Below are 15,903 nucleotides of genomic sequence, written 5' to 3'. Positions count from 1 at the left end.
CCGCGGCAGCCGCCCGTCGCCACCGCGTGGCGCGCGCCGCACGCTCCGGCCGTGCCCGCCGCACGCCGTACCCGTGCGTTCTGCACGCCTTCTTCGTGACAGCCGTGACTACTGCCGGCGCCCGCCCGGCTGAAATCCTTCACGGGCGCAGTCAAGGAGACGGCCCTGGGGGGAAATGGACAAGCGATACGAGGCGTTCTGCCTGGCCGACGAGTATTTCTACGAAACTCCGGACCGATTGGCCGGCGGCGCCGGCGCCTCGGTCGCGCTCTTCTCCGTCGCCCGCCGGGACACCCCGGAAGGGTGGGTCGACGCCTGGTCGGGAGACTGGCGCCAGTTGCAGCCGCTGGCCGATCGCGACTGGCCGGAGCAGGGCTGGAAGGTGCACGTCTCGGCCCGCCTCGACAACGCCGACCGGATCGGCACGCGCATCTGGGATTACTGCGTGCCCCGGGCCATTCCGTTCAAATTCGTGCCGGGAAAGCAACTCCTCTATCTCCGGAACTCCAAATACGCGAGCCGCACGATCAGCGGCAAGTTCGCCACGATCTATCCGCGCGACGACGCCATGCTGCACACGCTCCTGCGCGAACTCGGCGAGCAACTGAGCGCGGAGGACGGCCCGTACATCCTCACGGACCTGCGCTGGCGGGGCGGCCCGCTGCACGTGCGCTACGGGGGCTTCGCCCCGCGCTACTGCGTCGGCGCCGACGGGGCGCTGGTCCCGGCCGTCGAGGGGCCCGACGGCACGCTCGTCCCCGACCGCAAGGACCCGGCGTTCAGCGTGCCCGACTGGGTGACGCTGCCCGGCTTCCTGGCGCCCGAGCTGGCCGCGCGCAACGCCACGACCACCTCGGACCTGCCGTACCGCATCGAGCGCGCCCTGCACTTCTCCAACGGCGGCGGCGTCTACGCGGGCACCGACCTGCGCGACGGTACGCAGGTCGTGCTGAAGGAGGCCCGGCCGCACGCCGGCCTCGCCGCCGACGGTGCCGACGCGGTGGCCCGGCTGGAGCGGGAACGGGCCGCGCTGGAGCGGCTGGCAGGTCTCGGCGTCGCGCCGGGCGTCCGCGACTGGTTCGAGCTGGGCGGGCACCGCTTCCTGGTCATGGACTTCCTGCCGGGCCGTACCCTCAACTCCTTCTTCGCGGAGCGCCACCCGCTGCTGGCCGCGGACCCGGATCCGGCGGAGGTGGCGTCGTACACCCGCTGGGCGGTGCGGGTGCACGGGGCGGTGGAGCGGGCCGTCGCGGCGGTGCACGGGCGCGGTCTCGTCTTCAACGACCTGCACATGTTCAACATCATGGTCGCGCCGGAGGCGGACGCCGCGGCGGGCGGGGCGGACGCGGGCGGGGCGGACGCGGCCGAGCCGTCGGTGGCACTGGTCGACTTCGAGGCGGCGGCGCCGGTGGCGGACGGGCCGCGGCAGATCGTCGCGCATCCGGGGTACGTGGCACCGGCGGACCGCGAGGGCTTCGCGATCGACCGCTACGCGCTGGCCTGCCTGCGGATCGCGCTGTTCCTGCCGATGACGACGCTGCTGGCCGTCGACCGGCGCAAGGCTGCGCATCTGGCGCGGGTGGCGGCGGAGGAGTTCCCGGAGCTGCCGGAGGAGTTCCTGCGGGAGGCGGTCGAGGAGATCACCGGGGATACGGGGGCGGGGGCGCGTACGGCGGGGGCCGTGCCCGGGGCCGTCGCCGCCGGCGGCACGGGGGGCCCACCTGCTTCTCCGTCGGCCCCGGTGGCGGCGAGACCCGGCGCGGCGGCGGGCGGGGAGCCGCTGCTGCCGGTCGAGCCCGGCGACTGGCCGCGCAGCCGCGCGGCCATGGCCCGGGCGCTGGCCGCCTCCGCGACCCCCGAACGCGACGACCGCGTCTTCCCCGGTGACGTCGCCCAGTTCAACGACGGCGGCGGCCTCGGGATCTCGTTCGGCGCCGCGGGCGTGCTGTACGCGCTCGCCGAGGCCGGCGCGCCGCGGAACGAGGCCGGTGAGGAGTGGCTGCTGAAGCGGACCGCCGCGCCGCCCCGCGGTACGCCGTTCGGGCTGTACGACGGGCTGCTCGGGGTGGCGTACGTGCTGGAGCGGCTCGGGCACGGCAAGCGGGCGCTCGACCTCGTCGAGCAGGTGCTCGCCGAGAACTGGCAGGCGCTCGCCTCCCCTCTGCACGGCGGGCTCGCCGGCGCCGGGCTGGTGCTCGACCACCTCGCGACCGCCTGCGGCGAGCCGTCCCTCCACGACCACGCCCTGCGCGCGGCCACGCTGCTGACCGGCCGGCTCGCAGCGGCGGGCCCGGCGTACGACGGCGGCGCGGCCCGTACCCCCGCGGCCCGCGGCGGCGAGCGCGCCGGGCTGCTGCGCGGCTGGACCGGGCCCGCGCTCTTCTTCCTCCGGCTGTACGAGCGCACCGGCGACCCCGCGCTGCTGGACGCCGCCGCCACCGCGCTCCGCCGCGACCTTGCCCGCTGCCGCACCGACCGCACCGGCGGCCTCGTCGTCGACGAGGGCCACCGCACCATGCCGTACCTCGGCGACGGCAGCGCGGGCATCGCGGCCGTGCTCGACGACTACCTCGCGCACCGCGGCGACGAGGACTTCGCCGCGGCGCGCGCGGCGGTCCTGCCCGCCGTGCGGATGCGCTACTACGCCCAACCCGGCCTGTTCCAGGGGCGGGCCGGGATGCTGCTGCACCTCGGCCGCACCGCGACCCCCGGCGTCCGCGCCGCGGACCCCGCCGCCCAGGCCGCCGCGCTCTCCTGGTACGCCCTGCCGTACGGCGGCGGGCTCGCCTTCCCCGGCGACCAGATGATGCGGCTGTCCATGGACCTGGCCACCGGCACCGCCGGCTGCCTGCTCGCGCTCGCCGCGGCGCAGCCCGGGAGCGACGCCGGCCTGCCCTTCCTGCCGCCCGCGCACCGGCGCGGACGGCGGGCGGACCGGCCCCACGACGGGGCCGGAGTACCAGCACCATCCGGCAAGTCCCGGCAGTAACCGAGTGAACCAAGGAGACATCATGGCGCTTCTCGACCTTCAGGCCCTCGAGGCTTCCGAGCAGACCGGCGGCGGCGACAGCAGCCTGAGCCTGCTGTGCGGCAAGCACAGCTCGCACAGCGTGCTGCTCTGCCTGTGACCCTCCCGCACCGAAGAGGCCCCGGGCGCACACGACGGCGCCCGGGGCCGCGCGGTCCCCTCGCCGGGGCGGCGGGCGGGGAACGGCGGCAGGCGGCACGGGCAAGCAGCGGGCGGAGAAGCAGGGGCCGGGGACACCGGAGCGCGCAGGGGCCGTACGGACGAGGCCGCGGCGACCGGAGTCCGGCGGGGAAGGGACGGTTTGCGTGGACGGTTCCCGGGCGGTCCAGGGCCCGCCGGACGGCGCCGGCGGCCGGGGAGCGGATCCGCCGGCCGGCGGGCCGGAGGAGACCGGGGACGGGACGCGGCGGCTGCTGCTGCGGGCCGGGCGGCACAGCGCCGCGTACACCGCCGCGCTCTGCCTGGTCACCACCGCCGCCGCGGGCGCGGCGCTCGCCCTGCCCGCGATGCTCGGCGTCGCCCTGGACCGGCTGCTCGCCGACTCCCCCGGCGCCCCCCGCGCCCTCGCCCTGTGCGCGGCCCTCACCGCCGCGACCATCCTCCTCGACGCCGCCGAGACCGTGCTCAACGGCGTCACCACCGCCCGTACCACCGCCTGGCTGCGCCGCCGCCTGCTCGGCGCCGCGCTGGCCGCCGAGCCGCACCGCGCCGCCCGCTGGGCCACCGGCGACCTCGTCACCCGCGCCACCGGCAACGCCGCCCACGCCGGCGCCGCCCCCGCCGCTGCCGCCTCCACCCTGGGCTCTCTGCTCACCCCGGTCGGCGCGCTCGTCGCGCTGGCGGTCATCGACCCCTGGCTCGCCGTCGTCCTCGGCGTCGGCACCCCCGTACTCGTCCTCCTGCTGCGCGCGTTCGTCCGCAGCGCGGGCGACTGCGTGACGCGCTACCAGGAGGCGCAGGCCGCCATCGCGGCGCGGCTGGCCGAGGCCCTGGCCGGGGCGCGGACCATCGCCGCCGCCGGCACCGCCGGCCGCGAACGGGGCCGCGTGCTGGGCCCGTTGCCGGAGCTGCGCCGGCACGGCCACCGGATGTGGCAGGTGCAGGGCCGCGCCACCGCGCAGGCGGCCGTCGTCGTGCCGCTGCTCCAGCTCGCCGTCGTGGCCGTCGCCGGGCTGCGGCTCGGCGCCGGCCGGCTGAGCGTGGGCGAGCTGCTGGCGGCGGGCCGGTACGCGATGCTCGCCGGCGGTATCGGCGTCCTCGTCGGGCACGTCAACACCCTCGTACGCAGCCGGGCGGCGGCGCAGCGGCTGACGCCGGTGCTGGGGCTGCCCCCGGTCCCGTACGGGCCCGACGCCGCACCCGCCGACGGCGGCGGCCGGCTGGAGCTGCGCGGGGTCACGGTGCGCCGCGGCGGGCGGACGGTGCTGCGCGAGTTGCACCTGACGGTGCCGGCGGGGGCGACGGTCGCGGTGGTGGGGCGCTCGGGCGCCGGCAAGTCGCTGCTCGCCGCGGTGGCGGGACGGCTCGCCGACCCGGACGCGGGCGACGTACGGCTCGACGGCGTGCCGCTGCCCGCGCTGGCGCGCACGGAGCTGCGGGCGGCGGTGGCCTACGCCTTCGCGCGCCCCGCGCTGCTCGGCGGCACGGTCGCGGAGGCCCTCGCGTACGCCGACGCCCGCACCCCGGTCACGGCCGGCCGCGTGGCCGCGGCGGCGCGGGCGGCCGACGCCGACGCCTTCGTCCGCGCGCTCCCCGCCGGCTACGCCACCCCCGCGGCGGACGCGCCGCTGTCCGGGGGCGAGCTGCAACGCCTGGGTCTCGCCCGCGCGTTCGCCCGCGAGGCCCGGCTGCTGATCATGGATGACGCGCTCTCCGGGCTCGACGCGGCCACGGAGCTCCGCATCGAGCGGGCGCTGCTGGCGCCGCCCGGGGCGGACGAGCGGCCCGGCGGGGGCGGTGCGGGGGGCGGTGCCCAGGGGGGTGGCGCCGCCCTCCGCACCGGCACGGGGCGCAGCCGGCTGATCGTGGCGCACCGGGTGGCCACCGCGGCGCGCGCCGACCTCGTCGCGTGGCTCGACGGCGGCCGGGTCCGCGCGCTGCGCCCGCACGCGGAGTTGTGCGCCGACCCCGCGTACCGCGCCCTGTGGTCGCAGGAGCCGCCCGATGCGTGACCGGGGCGCCCGCGCGTGCCGCGCGCGGCAGTACGAGGAGCCCGCCGATGCGTGACCGCGACGCCGAGCAGCGCCCCGCGGGCCGGGGCGCCGCCGCCCCGCGGACCGGACCGGCCGGCCCCGCTCCCGGGCTGCGGGTCCTCGTCCCCGCAGGGCTGCGGTTCCTGCGCCGCAGGCGGCGGGTCGTCGGGGCGGTGGCCGGGTGGTCCGCCGTCGAGGCGCTCCAGACCTTCCTGCTCGGGCACGCCCTCGCGCGGGCCGTCGACCGGGGGTTCCTGGCCGACCGCCCCGGGGTGGGGCTCGCCTGGCTCGCCGCCGCGGCGGTGGGCGTCGCGGTCGGCGCCTTCGGCACGCTGCGGGTGTACGGGGCCGTCGCCCGGCTCACCGAGGACCTGCGGGACACCCTCGTGCGGCGCGTCGTCACCGGGGCGCTGGAGCGCGCCGCGGCCCGCGCGCGGGCGGAGGGGCCGGCGGCGGTGTCGCGGCTGACGCACCAGGTGGAGATCGCCCGCGACGGCTTCGCGGGGCTCGTGATGGTGACCCGGTCCTTCGTCGTCACCGCCGCCGCCGCGCTGCTGGGGCTGCTGACGCTGGCGCCGCCGCTGCTGCTCGTGGTGCTGCCGCCGCTGGTGGCGGGGCTGGCGGTCTTCGGCTGGTCGCTGCGTCCGCTCTCCCGCCGCCAGCGGGACTTCCTCGCCGCCGACGAGGCGCTGGCCGACGGGCTCGGGTCGGTCGTGGACGGCCTGCGCGACGTGGTCGCCTGCGGCGGCGAGCGGCGCGCGGAGTACGCCGTACGGGCCCGGGTGGACGCCGAGCTGGCCGCCTCGACGGCGCTGGCGCGCTGGGGCACGATGCGGGACGTCGCCGTGGGCGTCGGCGGCAGGCTGCCGGTGCTGGCCCTGCTGCTGGCCGCGCCATGGCTGCTGGCCCGCGGGGTGACGGCGGGCGCGCTGGTGGGCGCGCTGGCGTACCTCACGCAGGCGCTGCTCCCGGCGCTGCAGTCGCTGGTCTTCGGCCTCGGCGGCACGGGCACCCGGCTGACGGTGGTGGCGGGCAGGCTGTACGCCGCGGGCCCCCCGCGCCCGGCCCCCGGGGACGGCGGCGACGAGGGCACCCGGGACGGCGACGGGGCCGGGCTCCCCCGCCCCCGTACCGGCGCGGCACCCGGCGCCCCGCCCGGCACCCCCCGCCCCCTCGCTCCCGGCGCCGTGCTCGAACTGCGGCGGGTCTCCTTCCGGTACGGGCCCCGCTCCGGCGCCGTCATCCGCGGGCTCGACCTCGTCGTACGGGACGGGGAGCACCTGGCCGTCGTGGGACCCAGCGGCATCGGGAAGTCGACGCTGGCGAGTCTGGCGGCCGGGCTCGTGCTGCCCGGGGACGGCGAGGTGCGCCGGTCCTGCCGCCCGGTGCTGCTGCCGCAGGAGGCGTACGTGTTCGGCGGCAGCCTCCGCGACAACCTCGCCTATCTGTGCCCCTCCCCCGTGCGGGACGCGGAACTCCACCACTCCGTGCACGCCGTCGGCGCGGCGCCCCTCGTGGCCCGGCTCGGCGGGCTGGACGCGCCGCTGCGGCCCGCGGAGCTGTCCGCCGGGGAGCGGCAGCTCCTCGCGCTCGCCCGCGCGCACCTGGCGCCGCCGCGGCTCGCGCTGCTCGACGAGGCGACGTGCCACCTCGACCCGGCCGCGGAGGCGGTCGCGGAGCGGGCGTTCGCGCAGCGGCCCGGGGGGACGCTCGTGGTCGTCGCGCACCGCGTGGCGTCGGCGGCGCGGGCGGACCGGGTGCTGGTCCTGGACGGCCGGTCGGCGCTGGCGGGCACGCACGAAGACCTGCTGGAACGCTCGCCCTTCTACCGCGAGCTGACCGGCGCCCCCGGGCTCGTGCCCACGCCCCCCGGAAGCTGACCTTCCCGTCCGCCCGTGTCGCTGCCCCGGGCGGACGGGAAGGCTGTCAGAGCCAGCCCGCGCTGTCCGCGATGCGGATGGCGTCGACCCGGTTGCGCGCGCCCGTCTTGCGGATCGCCGCGGCGAGGTAGTTGCGGACGGTGCCGCCCGCCAGGTGCAGGGCCGACGCGATCTCCGCGACCGGCGCCCCCTCCGCCGCGGCCGCGAGCACCGCCAGTTCCCTGCGGGTGAGCGGCATGTCCGCCGCCCTGAGGAAGTCGCAGACCAGGGCCTCGTCGACGTACCGCTCGCCGGTCGCCACCCGCCGGATGCCGGCGATCAGCCGCTCCGGCGCCGAGTCCTTGCTGACGAAGCCCCGCACGTCGGCCTGCGAGGCCCGGCGCAGCAGCCCCGGCCGGCCCGTCTCGGTGAGGATCACCACCTTCTCCGCGGTGGTGTCCGGCAGCCCGGACCACGCGCCGTCGCCGTCCACCACGCACACCTGCGCCTGCCAGTCCCCCGCCTGTCTTCGCTCGTGGCGGCACGCCGCCGTGAGTACGTCGAGATCCTGTTCTCCTCCCAGCAGGGCGGCCAGCGCCGACCTGATGAGCATCGTGTCGTGTACCAGCAGCACGCGGATCACTGAGCGCCCCCCTCGTCACCCGGAAACGAGCCCGACGGGGTCACGGTCGGGTCGCTTATGAATACACGGAGTCGGCGCCGTTTTGTGCGCGTAGTTCCGGACATCACGGTGCGAGAAGGGCGCACAACCCGGCGGGCGGACCGACTGCGCGCCCCCCTCCGGGCCCTTGACAGCCGTCGGCCCGTGAAACCCGGGAACCGGGGCCCGCAAGCCGAAGGCCGGCCGCGCGCTCCCGCGCCACGGCCGGCCCTCGTGCGTGCGAACTCCGCGTCAGCCGCCGGTTTCCGCGTCGGCGGCGTGCAGGGCCCGTTCGAGTACGGCCGCGCCCTCCTCCGCCTCCGCGACGGTGAGGGAGAGCGGCGGCGCGATGCGCAGCGTCTCGCCGGCCTTGCCCCGGCCGACGAGCAGGCCGCCCGCGCGGGCGTGCTCCAGCACCGCCGCGGCGTGCCCGGGGGTGGCCAGCTCGATGCCGATCATCAGGCCCCGGCCGCGTACCTCGCGCACCGAGGCGAGGCCCGCCGCGGCGGCCCGCAGCCGCTCGATGAGCAGGCCGCCGACGCGGCGGGCGTTGCCCTGGAGGTCGTGCTCCAGGACGTAGCCGAGGTTGGCCAGGCCCGCGGCCATGGTGACCGGGCTGCCGCCGAACGTGGAGAGGGAGTTGGCGTCCAGGCAGTTCATGATCTCGGCGCGGGCGACGACGCCGCCGATGGAGGTGCCGTTGCCGATCCCCTTGGCGAAGGTGAGCATGTCCGGCGGGCCGTTGCCCGCGTGCGCCTGCCAGCCCCAGAAGTGGTCGCCGGTACGGCCCCAGCCGGACTGCACCTCGTCGGTGATCCACAGGATCCCCTCCTCGGCGAGCACTTCGCGGAACGCCGCGTACAGACCGTCGGGCGGGGAGGTGAAGCCGCCGACGCCCTGGACGGGTTCGGCGATGAGGGCGGCGACGCCGCGGGTCTGGGAGAGCATGTCGCGCAGGTCGGCGACACAGGCGTCGATGAACGCGGCGTCGTCGAGGTCGGCGAAGGGGCCCGCGGTGCGGATGCCGCCGTGGACGTAGAGGGTCTGCAGCGGGGAGAGGCTGGTGGGCGACCAGGCGCGGTTGCCGGTGATGCCGACCGCGGTGAAGGAGCGGCCGTGGTAGCTGTTGCGCATGGCCAGCACCTGGTTGGAGCCGCGGTACGTGCTCGCCAGCAGCAGCGCCGTGTCGGTGGCCTCGGTGCCCGAGGTGGTGAAGAACACCCGCGCGTCGGGGATGCCGGACAACTGCGCGATGCGCTCGGCCAGCTCCACCATGGGGCGGTTGAGGTAGAGGGTGGAGGTGTGCAGGATGCGGCCGGCCTGCTCGGCGACCGCCTTGGTGACCTCCGGGAGGGCGTGGGCGGTCATGGTGGTGAGGATGCCGCCGAAGAAGTCGAGGTAGCGGTTGCCCTCGGCGTCCCAGACGTGCCGGCCCTCGCCGTGGGTGATCTCGATGGGCTCGGCGTAGTAGAGCGCCATCCAGTCGGGCAGGACGGCCCGGTGCCGGGCGAGCAGATCGCGGTGTACGCCGCCGCCGTTCGCCGCGCTCACGGCTGCACCAGGTCCCCGTAGGCGTCCGGGCGGCGGTCCCGGTAGAAGGCCCACTGCCGGCGGACCTCCTCGATCATGCCGAAGTCCAGGTCGCGCACCACCAGTTCCTCCTCCTTGTCGCTCGCGACGTCGCCGACGAACTGGCCGCGGGGGTCGACGAAGTAGCTCGTGCCGTAGAAGTCGTTGTCGCCGTACTCCTCGACGCCGACGCGGTTGATGGCGGCGATGAAGTACTCGTTGGCGACGGCCGCCGCGGGCTGCTCCAGTTGCCACAGGTACGCCGACAGGCCGCGCGAGGTCGCCGACGGGTTGTAGACGAGCTGGGCGCCGGCGAGGCCGAGGGCGCGCCAGCCCTCGGGGAAGTGCCGGTCGTAGCAGATGTAGACGCCGACCCTGCCGACGGCGGTGTCGAAGACCGGCCACCCGGCGTTGCCCGGCTTGAAGTAGTACTTCTCCCAGAAGCCCTTGACCTGCGGGATGTGGTGCTTGCGGTATTTACCGAGGACCGTGCCGTCGGCGTCGATGACGACCGCGGTGTTGTAGTAGAAGCCCTCCTGCTCGATCTCGAAGACCGGGACGACCACGACCATGCCGGTCTCGCGGGCGAGCGCCCGCATCCGTACGACGGTGGGCCCGTCGGGTACGGGCTCGGCCCAGCGGTAGTGCTCGGGCTCCTGCACCTGGCAGAAATAAGGGGCGTTGAAGACCTCCTGGAAGCCGATGATGCGGGCGCCGCCGGCGGCGGCGGCTCTCGCGTGCTCCTCGTGCTTCGCGATCATCGACTCGGTGTCGCCGGTCCACGTCGCCTGGACGAGTGCGGCGCGTACAACGTTGGCCATGGCTGCTCCTCGGACGGGACGCCGGAGGCTCTACGCACGTAGAGGCCGGGCGGATCTCTGAACGTAAGTCGCCGCGGTGGCGCTGGCAAGAGCGGCGCACCGAACGCCGGCCGGGCGGAACGGCCCGGTTCAGGCGGATTCGGGCGCACCCGGCAGGCCCGCGGAGCGCATCGCAAGGGCGAGCCGGCGGTGGCGCTGGGCGGGCCCGCGGCGGGCGGCGCGCAGCAACTGCGGCACGAGCCGGCCGGGATCGGCCCCGGCCAGCTCGACGGCCTCGTCGGTGCCGCGGGAGGCGGCGAAGGCGTCGAGCAGTTCCTCCGACTCCCGGTCGCGGCCCGCGCGGTGGAGGGCGGAGAGGATCGCGGCCAGCTCGGGTACGGGCCGGGCGGCGGCGTACCGGACGAGCTGCAGCGCCTCGCGCGCACGGCCGGCCGCGGCGAACGCGTCCGCGGCCCCGGTCAGCCCCTCGGGGGGCAGCGCGGCGGCCTCCCACAGCAGGGTCGCCACCTCGGCGGTGCCGGCGGTGCGCTCCAGCTCGGCGGCGAGGTCGGGCAGCACCTCCGGCGGGCCCGCCGCGGCGGCGCTGAGCCGGCCGTACGCCTCGCCGGTACGGCCCGCGTCGCGCAGGGCGGCCACGGCGGCGGCGGTCTCGCCGGCGAGCCGGCGCGCGGCGGCGCGCCGGGCGGCGGCGCGGTCGGCCTCCGCGGCGTCCTTCCGGCGCCGCCCGCCGCCCCCGGACCCGGCGCCGGCGAACCGGGCGCCGCTGGGCGGCGGTACGGACGGCACGGCGGCCGGCTCCGGGGTCCCGGCCGCGGGCGGACCGCCGGCCCCCTCGGTACCGGGGCCCGGGAACCGGGCGCCCCGGGGCGGGGGCGGCTCGGCGGCGCCGGCCTCGGCGGCGTCCGGCGGCACGCCCTCGTACGCGCCGCCCACGGCGGGCAGCACCGGCGGCGGCGCCGAGGCGGCTCCCGCGAACCGGGCGCCCCGGAGTGCCGCCGGGGGCGGGGGCGCGGGCTCCCGGCCCGCCGCCTGCCGCGCCAGCGCCTCGATCCGGCCGCGCAGTTCCGCACAGCGGGCGGCCGCGCGGGCGGCGTCGTCGCGCACCCACGCCAGCTCGTACTCCAGTTGCTCCGCCGTCCAGGGGTTGCGCTCCACCGCCAGCCGGTCGCGCAGCCGCTCGACGTCCTCCTCCGCCGTGCGGTGCTCCGCGAGCCGGGCGCGGAGCACCGCGGTCAGGGCGGCGGGGTCGGGGCTGCGGGCGTCGTGGGCGGCGACGGCGGCGCGGTGCAGATCGCGGGCGCGCGGCAGCGCCGCGTCCGCCGTACGCCGTCCGGCGTGCTCGGCCAGGTCGTGCAGGAGCGACTCGACGACGTCCCACGGGGCCGGCACGGAGCCGTCCAGGCAGGCTTGCAGCCCGTCGGGATCGCCGCGGCGAAAGACTCCGTACCAGCCGGACCCTTCATCCAGCCATCCTGTGATCTGCCGCAAGAATCGCGCGAATTCCGCCATTTCCGGCGGCAGCGATTGTTCCGCCACGGCGGGCATTCGACACCCGTTGTATTTCGTCCGCGCTACGGGGGCTTTGCAGCCGCGGTAAACGGAACCCGAGGTACGGCAGCCTCGAACAATGTTACGGACGACCGCTAGCATGCCCGGTCATGAGCGAACCCATCCTCGTCCTCGTCTCGGCCGCCGCCGGCCTCGTGGTCGGCGCCGCGCTCGGGTGGTACGCGCGCGGCAGCCTCGTCGGGCGCCGCCACCGGCGCCGGGAGCGCTTCTTCGGGCTGCCGCGGAACTCGGAGGCCCTGGTCGTGGTGAACCGGGACGCCGGCGGCGGGGACTGGAGCGTGGCCAAGCACGACGCGCTCGCCCTGCTGGAGCTGTCCGCGGTGATCAAGTCCTGCGGGGCGCACGCGCAGGTCGTCGCGCAGGACACCGCGCAGCAGACGTTCGGCGACCGCACCGAGTTCTGCGTCGGCACCCCGATATCCAACCGCCGCATGGCCGCGCACATGCAGTCCCTGCTGCCGGGGGTACGGATCAACACCGACCCCGAGCCGGGCCCCGACCGCGGTGCGTTCGCGGTGGGCACGGAGCGCTACCGGCTGGAGAACGGGGTGAGCGAGCACGTGCTGCTGGCCCGGCTCTCCGCGGGCCAGGAGGCCAGGCCGGTCTTCCTCTCGTGCGGCCAGCGCTCCATCACCAACCAGGCGGCGATGCGCTATCTGGTGAAGAACGAGAGCCGGCTGAACCGGAAGTACGGCAGCAACTCCTTCGTCCTGCTCCTGAAGGTCGTCAACTCGCAGTCGTACGGACCCGATGTGGTGGAACTCGTCGGCGACGTGACCAAGCAGGCACAGACGCCGCTCGCCCAGCCGAACGGGAAGCACGGCAAGTCGTGACCCCGCCACGGCGCGCCCGCGCGGCCGGAGCGCACGCCCGGCGGCCAACGTGGCAAGGAAGCCGACCTAGGTACGCATTCGCTCCCTGAGTACCTAGCCTGTCGGGCGAGTTGCGGGAGAGGAGCCCCCGGGTATGGGCGACGCCAAGCCGGTGTACCAGCGCATCGCCGACGATCTGCGCGAGCGGATCGACGGCGGTGAGCTGTCCGTGGGGGCGCAGATCCCGTCGCGCTCCCAGCTCAAGCGCGCGTACGCGGCGAGCGACCAGACCGTCGACCGGGCCGTGCGGGTGCTGAAGGCCGCCGGCTACGCCCACGGGCAGTTCGGCCGCGGCGTGTTCGTCGCCGACCGCACCCCCGTGGGCAGCCTGCTGCGCAGCACGGGCGCGGTCGACTCCCCCTTCGCCGCCCGGCTGCTGCCCGAGGGGGTGACGCTGACCTGGGAGGCGGTCTCCACCCCCGGGCCCGCGCCGCGGGAGGCCGCGCGCCGGCTCGGCATCCCGGTCGGCGACCGGGTGATGTGCACGCAGTACGAGTACCTGGCCGACCGCAAGCCGGTGCAGCTGGCCGTGAGCTGGGAGCCGCTGGCCTTCACCGACGGCACGGACGTGGTCTTCCCCGAGCGCGGCCCGTACGCCAGGCGCGGCGTCCGCGGCCGGTTCGCGGCCATCGGGATCCGGGTGGTGCGGGCCGCGGAGCTGGTCGGCTCGCGGTCGGCGACGACGGCGGAGGCGGAGGCCCTGGGCTGTGCGCCCGGGCAGTGCGTGACGACGGTGGAGCGCACGCACTACGACGAGCGCGGCCGGGCGGTGGAGACCTCGGAGGCGGTGGTACGGGCCGACCGCTGGCGGCTGGAGTACGACATCGCCTTCACCGGCTGACGGGCCGGGGCGCCGCGCGTCAGCCCTCGGCGACCTCGGCGTACATCTGGGACAGCTCCGGCGCCCCGTTCGCCGCCCACTCCGCGCCGATCTCCAGCACGTCCATCTCCCGCCCCGAGGAGAGCCGCACCACCGGCGCGCCGTCGTGCGAGTCGATCACCCACTGCGCGCCCGCGATCGTCCGCACGATCACCGTGCCCAGGTAGAGTCCCGCGTCGCTGCCCAGCCAGGGCGTGACCTCCGGGTCGTCCCGCCAGCGCGGCAGCAGTTGGTCCAGCTCCTCCAGCGACCGCGGGGTGTCGTCCAGCTCGACGCCCGCCGACTCCGCCTGGACGCGCAGCAGTTCGCATTCGCTCAGCAGCTCGGCGACGCCCTCCTGGTCGACCGACGTGTCCGGGTGCGACGTCCGCTGCTCACGCCCGGAGCCGTGCCGTCTACGCCAGTTGTCGAGGAAGGAGATGTTCATGCCCCCACCCTCGCATCCGGGCAGGCGGGAGCACCACAGGCGCGCGGATCCACTTTCCTCACCAGGTGTTTCCCGGAACGCCTTCTTGACCGTTCACCCGTGTCTCTCTAGCTTCATTGCGCCCCCCTGAGATGACTGGTCATGTCGAGACGCCGAACCGGGACCCGGAGGGCCACCTTGCGGATTCGCCTCGTCACCACCGCCACCCTGCTCGCACTCGCCGCCACCGCCGTGCCGGTGGCCGCCCAGGCCGCCGAACGGCCCGGCGGGCCACAGCCGTTGGCGAAGCTCTTCGACAACACCGCCGTCAGCGACGACGCCGACCCCGGCGCCGCGGACTTCGACGGCGCGGGCAGCTCCCTCTCCGCCGGGGACCTGGCCGCCGCCGGCTGGACGCCCGGGCGGAAGCTGGACATCGACGCGGCCGGGCTGCGGCTGCCGCGCTACGGCCGCGGCGCACCCGACAACGTCGTCGCCGACGGCCAGTCCGTCGCGCTGGACGGCAAGGGCAACGCCGTCTCCCTGCTCGTCGCGGGCTCCACCGCGGGCGGCCCGGGCACCGGGGTCTCCGGCACCGGCACCGTGGGGTACGCGGACGGCAGCTCCAGCCCGTACAGCCTGACCGCGCCGGACTGGCGCGCCGGGCCGCTGACCACCAAGGCGCTGGCGCTGCCGCGGATCAACACCCCGGAGGGGCCGCGGGCCGAGGCCACCCGGCTGTACGCGGTGACCGTGCCGGTCACCCGCGGCAAACGGATCACCTCGCTCACCCTGCCCGACGACCCGGGCCCTCAGTCCGACCTGCACGTCTTCGCCGCCTCCGTACGGGCGGAGGCCACCGGCTGGACCGGGAGCTGGGCCGCCAGCACCTCCGGATACACCGCCGTGGGCCCGTGGACGGACCGGACGCTGCGGCTCGTGGTGCACGCCGGTGCGGGCGGCGACCGCACCCGCGTGCGGCTGGCCAACACCTTCGCCGCGTCGCCGGTACGGTTCGGGCAGGCGACCGTCGCCGTGCAGGGCGAGGGCGCCGCGACCGCGGGCCGGCCGGTGCCGCTGACGTTCGGCGGCAGGACCGGCACCACGGTCGCCGCCGGCGCCGAAGCGGTCAGCGACCCGGCCCGCTTCACCGTGCCGCCGGGATCGAACCTGCTGGTGAGCATCCACCTGCCGGAGACCGTCCGCGCCGCCCCGGTGCACGCGCTGGCCATGCAGACCTCGTTCATCAGCGCCGACGGCAGCGGCGACCGCGCGGCGGACACCGGCGCCGACGCCTTCACCGGCACCATCACCACCTGGCCGTTCCTCACCGGCATCGACGTCGGCGGCGGCCCCGGCTCCGTCGTGACGCTCGGCGACTCCATCACCGACGGGCACAGCTCCGGTACCGGCACCAACCAGCGCTGGCCCGACGTGCTCGCCGCCCGGCTGCGGGCGCAGGACGACGTGCCCCGCTACGGCGTCCTCAACCAGGGCATCTCCGCCAACCGCATCGTCACCGACCGGTACAAGGGCGACGGCGTGAGCAGCGACGTCGGCGGCGTCAGCGCCCAGCACCGGCTGGAGCGCGACGTGCTGGCGCAGACCTCGGCCCGTACCGTCGTGGTCTTCGAGGGCATCAACGACGTCCGCGCGGGCACCAGCGCGGAGGAGGTGATCGCCGGGCTGCGCAGCATCTCCGAGCGGGCGCAGGCCCGCGGGCTGCGGGTGGTGGCCGCGACCGTCGCGCCGTGCGAGGGCTACGGCGACTGCAGCCCCGCGGTCGACGCGCGGCGCACCGCGGTCAACGAGTACATCCGCGCCAACGCCACCGGGGCGGACGCCGAGTTCGACGCGATGCTCGACTTCGACGCCGTGCTGCGCGATCCGGAGCGGCCGCAGCGGCTGCTGCCCGCGTACGACAGCGGGGACCATCTCCACCCCGGGCCCGCGGGGCTGAAGGCGGCGGCGGACTCGATCGACCTGGGGCTGCTCGTGCCGCGCCCGTAGCGCCGCACGTCACACCCGGCGCATGCCGGCCCGGAG

Annotated in this window: 12 protein-coding genes; 7 read left to right on the top strand and 5 right to left on the bottom strand. The window is 76.4% G+C overall.

Going from position 1 to position 15,903, the window contains the following annotated elements; translation table 11 throughout:
- Positions 1-175 precede the first annotated feature (175 nt).
- The 4 genes from lanKC (at position 176) to DMB38_RS30360 (ending at position 7,100) form a co-directional block, all read left to right on the top strand.
- Positions 176-2,989, top strand: coding sequence for a class III lanthionine synthetase LanKC (gene lanKC / locus DMB38_RS30375; RefSeq protein WP_125937828.1), 2,814 nt, complete (start codon positions 176-178; stop codon positions 2,987-2,989).
- A 22-nt stretch (positions 2,990-3,011) separates the two neighbouring features.
- Positions 3,012-3,128 (top strand): SapB/AmfS family lanthipeptide, encoded by a 117-nt coding sequence (locus tag DMB38_RS30370; RefSeq protein WP_018837057.1) that lies wholly within the window; start codon positions 3,012-3,014, stop codon positions 3,126-3,128.
- 205 nt (positions 3,129-3,333) lie between these two features.
- Positions 3,334-5,199 carry an ABC transporter ATP-binding protein gene (locus tag DMB38_RS30365; protein WP_125937827.1) on the top strand — a complete coding sequence of 622 codons (1,866 nt, stop codon included), beginning with the start codon at positions 3,334-3,336 and terminating at the stop codon, positions 5,197-5,199.
- A 47-nt stretch (positions 5,200-5,246) separates the two neighbouring features.
- Positions 5,247-7,100, top strand: coding sequence for an ABC transporter ATP-binding protein (locus DMB38_RS30360; protein ID WP_125937826.1), 1,854 nt, complete (start codon positions 5,247-5,249; stop codon positions 7,098-7,100).
- A gap of 46 nt (positions 7,101-7,146) precedes the next feature.
- On the opposite strand, the gene DMB38_RS30355 is transcribed toward DMB38_RS30360, so the two are convergent.
- From DMB38_RS30355 to DMB38_RS30340, 4 genes are all read right to left on the bottom strand, one after another.
- Positions 7,147-7,713 carry a response regulator transcription factor gene (locus DMB38_RS30355; protein ID WP_346429529.1) on the bottom strand — a complete coding sequence of 189 codons (567 nt, stop codon included), beginning with the start codon at positions 7,711-7,713 and terminating at the stop codon, positions 7,147-7,149.
- Between the two features lie 279 nt (positions 7,714-7,992).
- Positions 7,993-9,219, bottom strand: coding sequence for an aspartate aminotransferase family protein (locus DMB38_RS30350; RefSeq protein ID WP_125939381.1), 1,227 nt, complete (start codon positions 9,217-9,219; stop codon positions 7,993-7,995).
- Between the two features lie 68 nt (positions 9,220-9,287).
- Complete coding sequence (locus tag DMB38_RS30345) at positions 9,288-10,130, bottom strand: nitrilase-related carbon-nitrogen hydrolase (RefSeq protein WP_125937825.1); 843 nt, start codon at positions 10,128-10,130, stop codon at positions 9,288-9,290.
- A 129-nt stretch (positions 10,131-10,259) separates the two neighbouring features.
- Positions 10,260-11,519, bottom strand: a complete 1,260-nt coding sequence (locus DMB38_RS30340) for a hypothetical protein (RefSeq protein WP_240662549.1) — start codon at positions 11,517-11,519, stop codon at positions 10,260-10,262.
- 269 nt (positions 11,520-11,788) lie between these two features.
- Between DMB38_RS30340 and DMB38_RS30335 the strand changes: the two genes are divergently transcribed.
- Both DMB38_RS30335 and DMB38_RS30330 read left to right on the top strand, forming a co-directional pair.
- Positions 11,789-12,532 carry a hypothetical protein gene (locus DMB38_RS30335; protein WP_125937824.1) on the top strand — a complete coding sequence of 248 codons (744 nt, stop codon included), beginning with the start codon at positions 11,789-11,791 and terminating at the stop codon, positions 12,530-12,532.
- 133 nt (positions 12,533-12,665) lie between these two features.
- The gene (locus tag DMB38_RS30330) at positions 12,666-13,412 is read left to right on the top strand and encodes a GntR family transcriptional regulator (protein ID WP_125937823.1); all 747 of its coding nucleotides are present in this window, start codon (positions 12,666-12,668) and stop codon (positions 13,410-13,412) included.
- A 19-nt stretch (positions 13,413-13,431) separates the two neighbouring features.
- Here the strand turns inward: DMB38_RS30330 and DMB38_RS30325 are convergent, their stop codons facing one another.
- Positions 13,432-13,878 carry a DUF6278 family protein gene (locus tag DMB38_RS30325; RefSeq protein ID WP_047018769.1) on the bottom strand — a complete coding sequence of 149 codons (447 nt, stop codon included), beginning with the start codon at positions 13,876-13,878 and terminating at the stop codon, positions 13,432-13,434.
- 177 nt (positions 13,879-14,055) lie between these two features.
- Here DMB38_RS30325 and DMB38_RS30320 point away from each other — a divergent pair, with 177 nt between their 5' ends.
- Complete coding sequence (locus DMB38_RS30320; protein WP_125937822.1) at positions 14,056-15,867, top strand: SGNH/GDSL hydrolase family protein; 1,812 nt, start codon at positions 14,056-14,058, stop codon at positions 15,865-15,867.
- Positions 15,868-15,903 lie beyond the last annotated feature (36 nt).

The sequence above is a fragment of the Streptomyces sp. WAC 06738 genome (genome assembly GCF_003945505.1).
In the GTDB taxonomy this organism is placed as follows: Bacteria; Actinomycetota; Actinomycetes; order Streptomycetales; family Streptomycetaceae; genus Streptomyces.
Note: the sequence above shows the minus strand (reverse complement) of the source record. Positions and strands in the feature narration are given on the sequence as shown.

What these genes read in the sequence shown, in the direction of transcription:
- lanKC (WP_125937828.1), top strand. Translation starts at nt 176, where the DNA reads ATGGACAAGCGATACGAGGCGTTCTGCCTGGCCGACGAGTATTTCTAC.
- DMB38_RS30370 (WP_018837057.1), top strand. Translation starts at nt 3,012, where the DNA reads ATGGCGCTTCTCGACCTTCAGGCCCTCGAGGCTTCCGAGCAGACCGGC.
- DMB38_RS30360 (WP_125937826.1), top strand. Translation starts at nt 5,247, where the DNA reads ATGCGTGACCGCGACGCCGAGCAGCGCCCCGCGGGCCGGGGCGCCGCC.
- DMB38_RS30350 (WP_125939381.1), bottom strand. Translation starts at nt 9,219, where the DNA reads ATGGCGCTCTACTACGCCGAGCCCATCGAGATCACCCACGGCGAGGGC.
- DMB38_RS30345 (WP_125937825.1), bottom strand. Translation starts at nt 10,130, where the DNA reads ATGGCCAACGTTGTACGCGCCGCACTCGTCCAGGCGACGTGGACCGGC.
- DMB38_RS30335 (WP_125937824.1), top strand. Translation starts at nt 11,789, where the DNA reads ATGAGCGAACCCATCCTCGTCCTCGTCTCGGCCGCCGCCGGCCTCGTG.
- DMB38_RS30330 (WP_125937823.1), top strand. Translation starts at nt 12,666, where the DNA reads ATGGGCGACGCCAAGCCGGTGTACCAGCGCATCGCCGACGATCTGCGC.
- DMB38_RS30325 (WP_047018769.1), bottom strand. Translation starts at nt 13,878, where the DNA reads ATGAACATCTCCTTCCTCGACAACTGGCGTAGACGGCACGGCTCCGGG.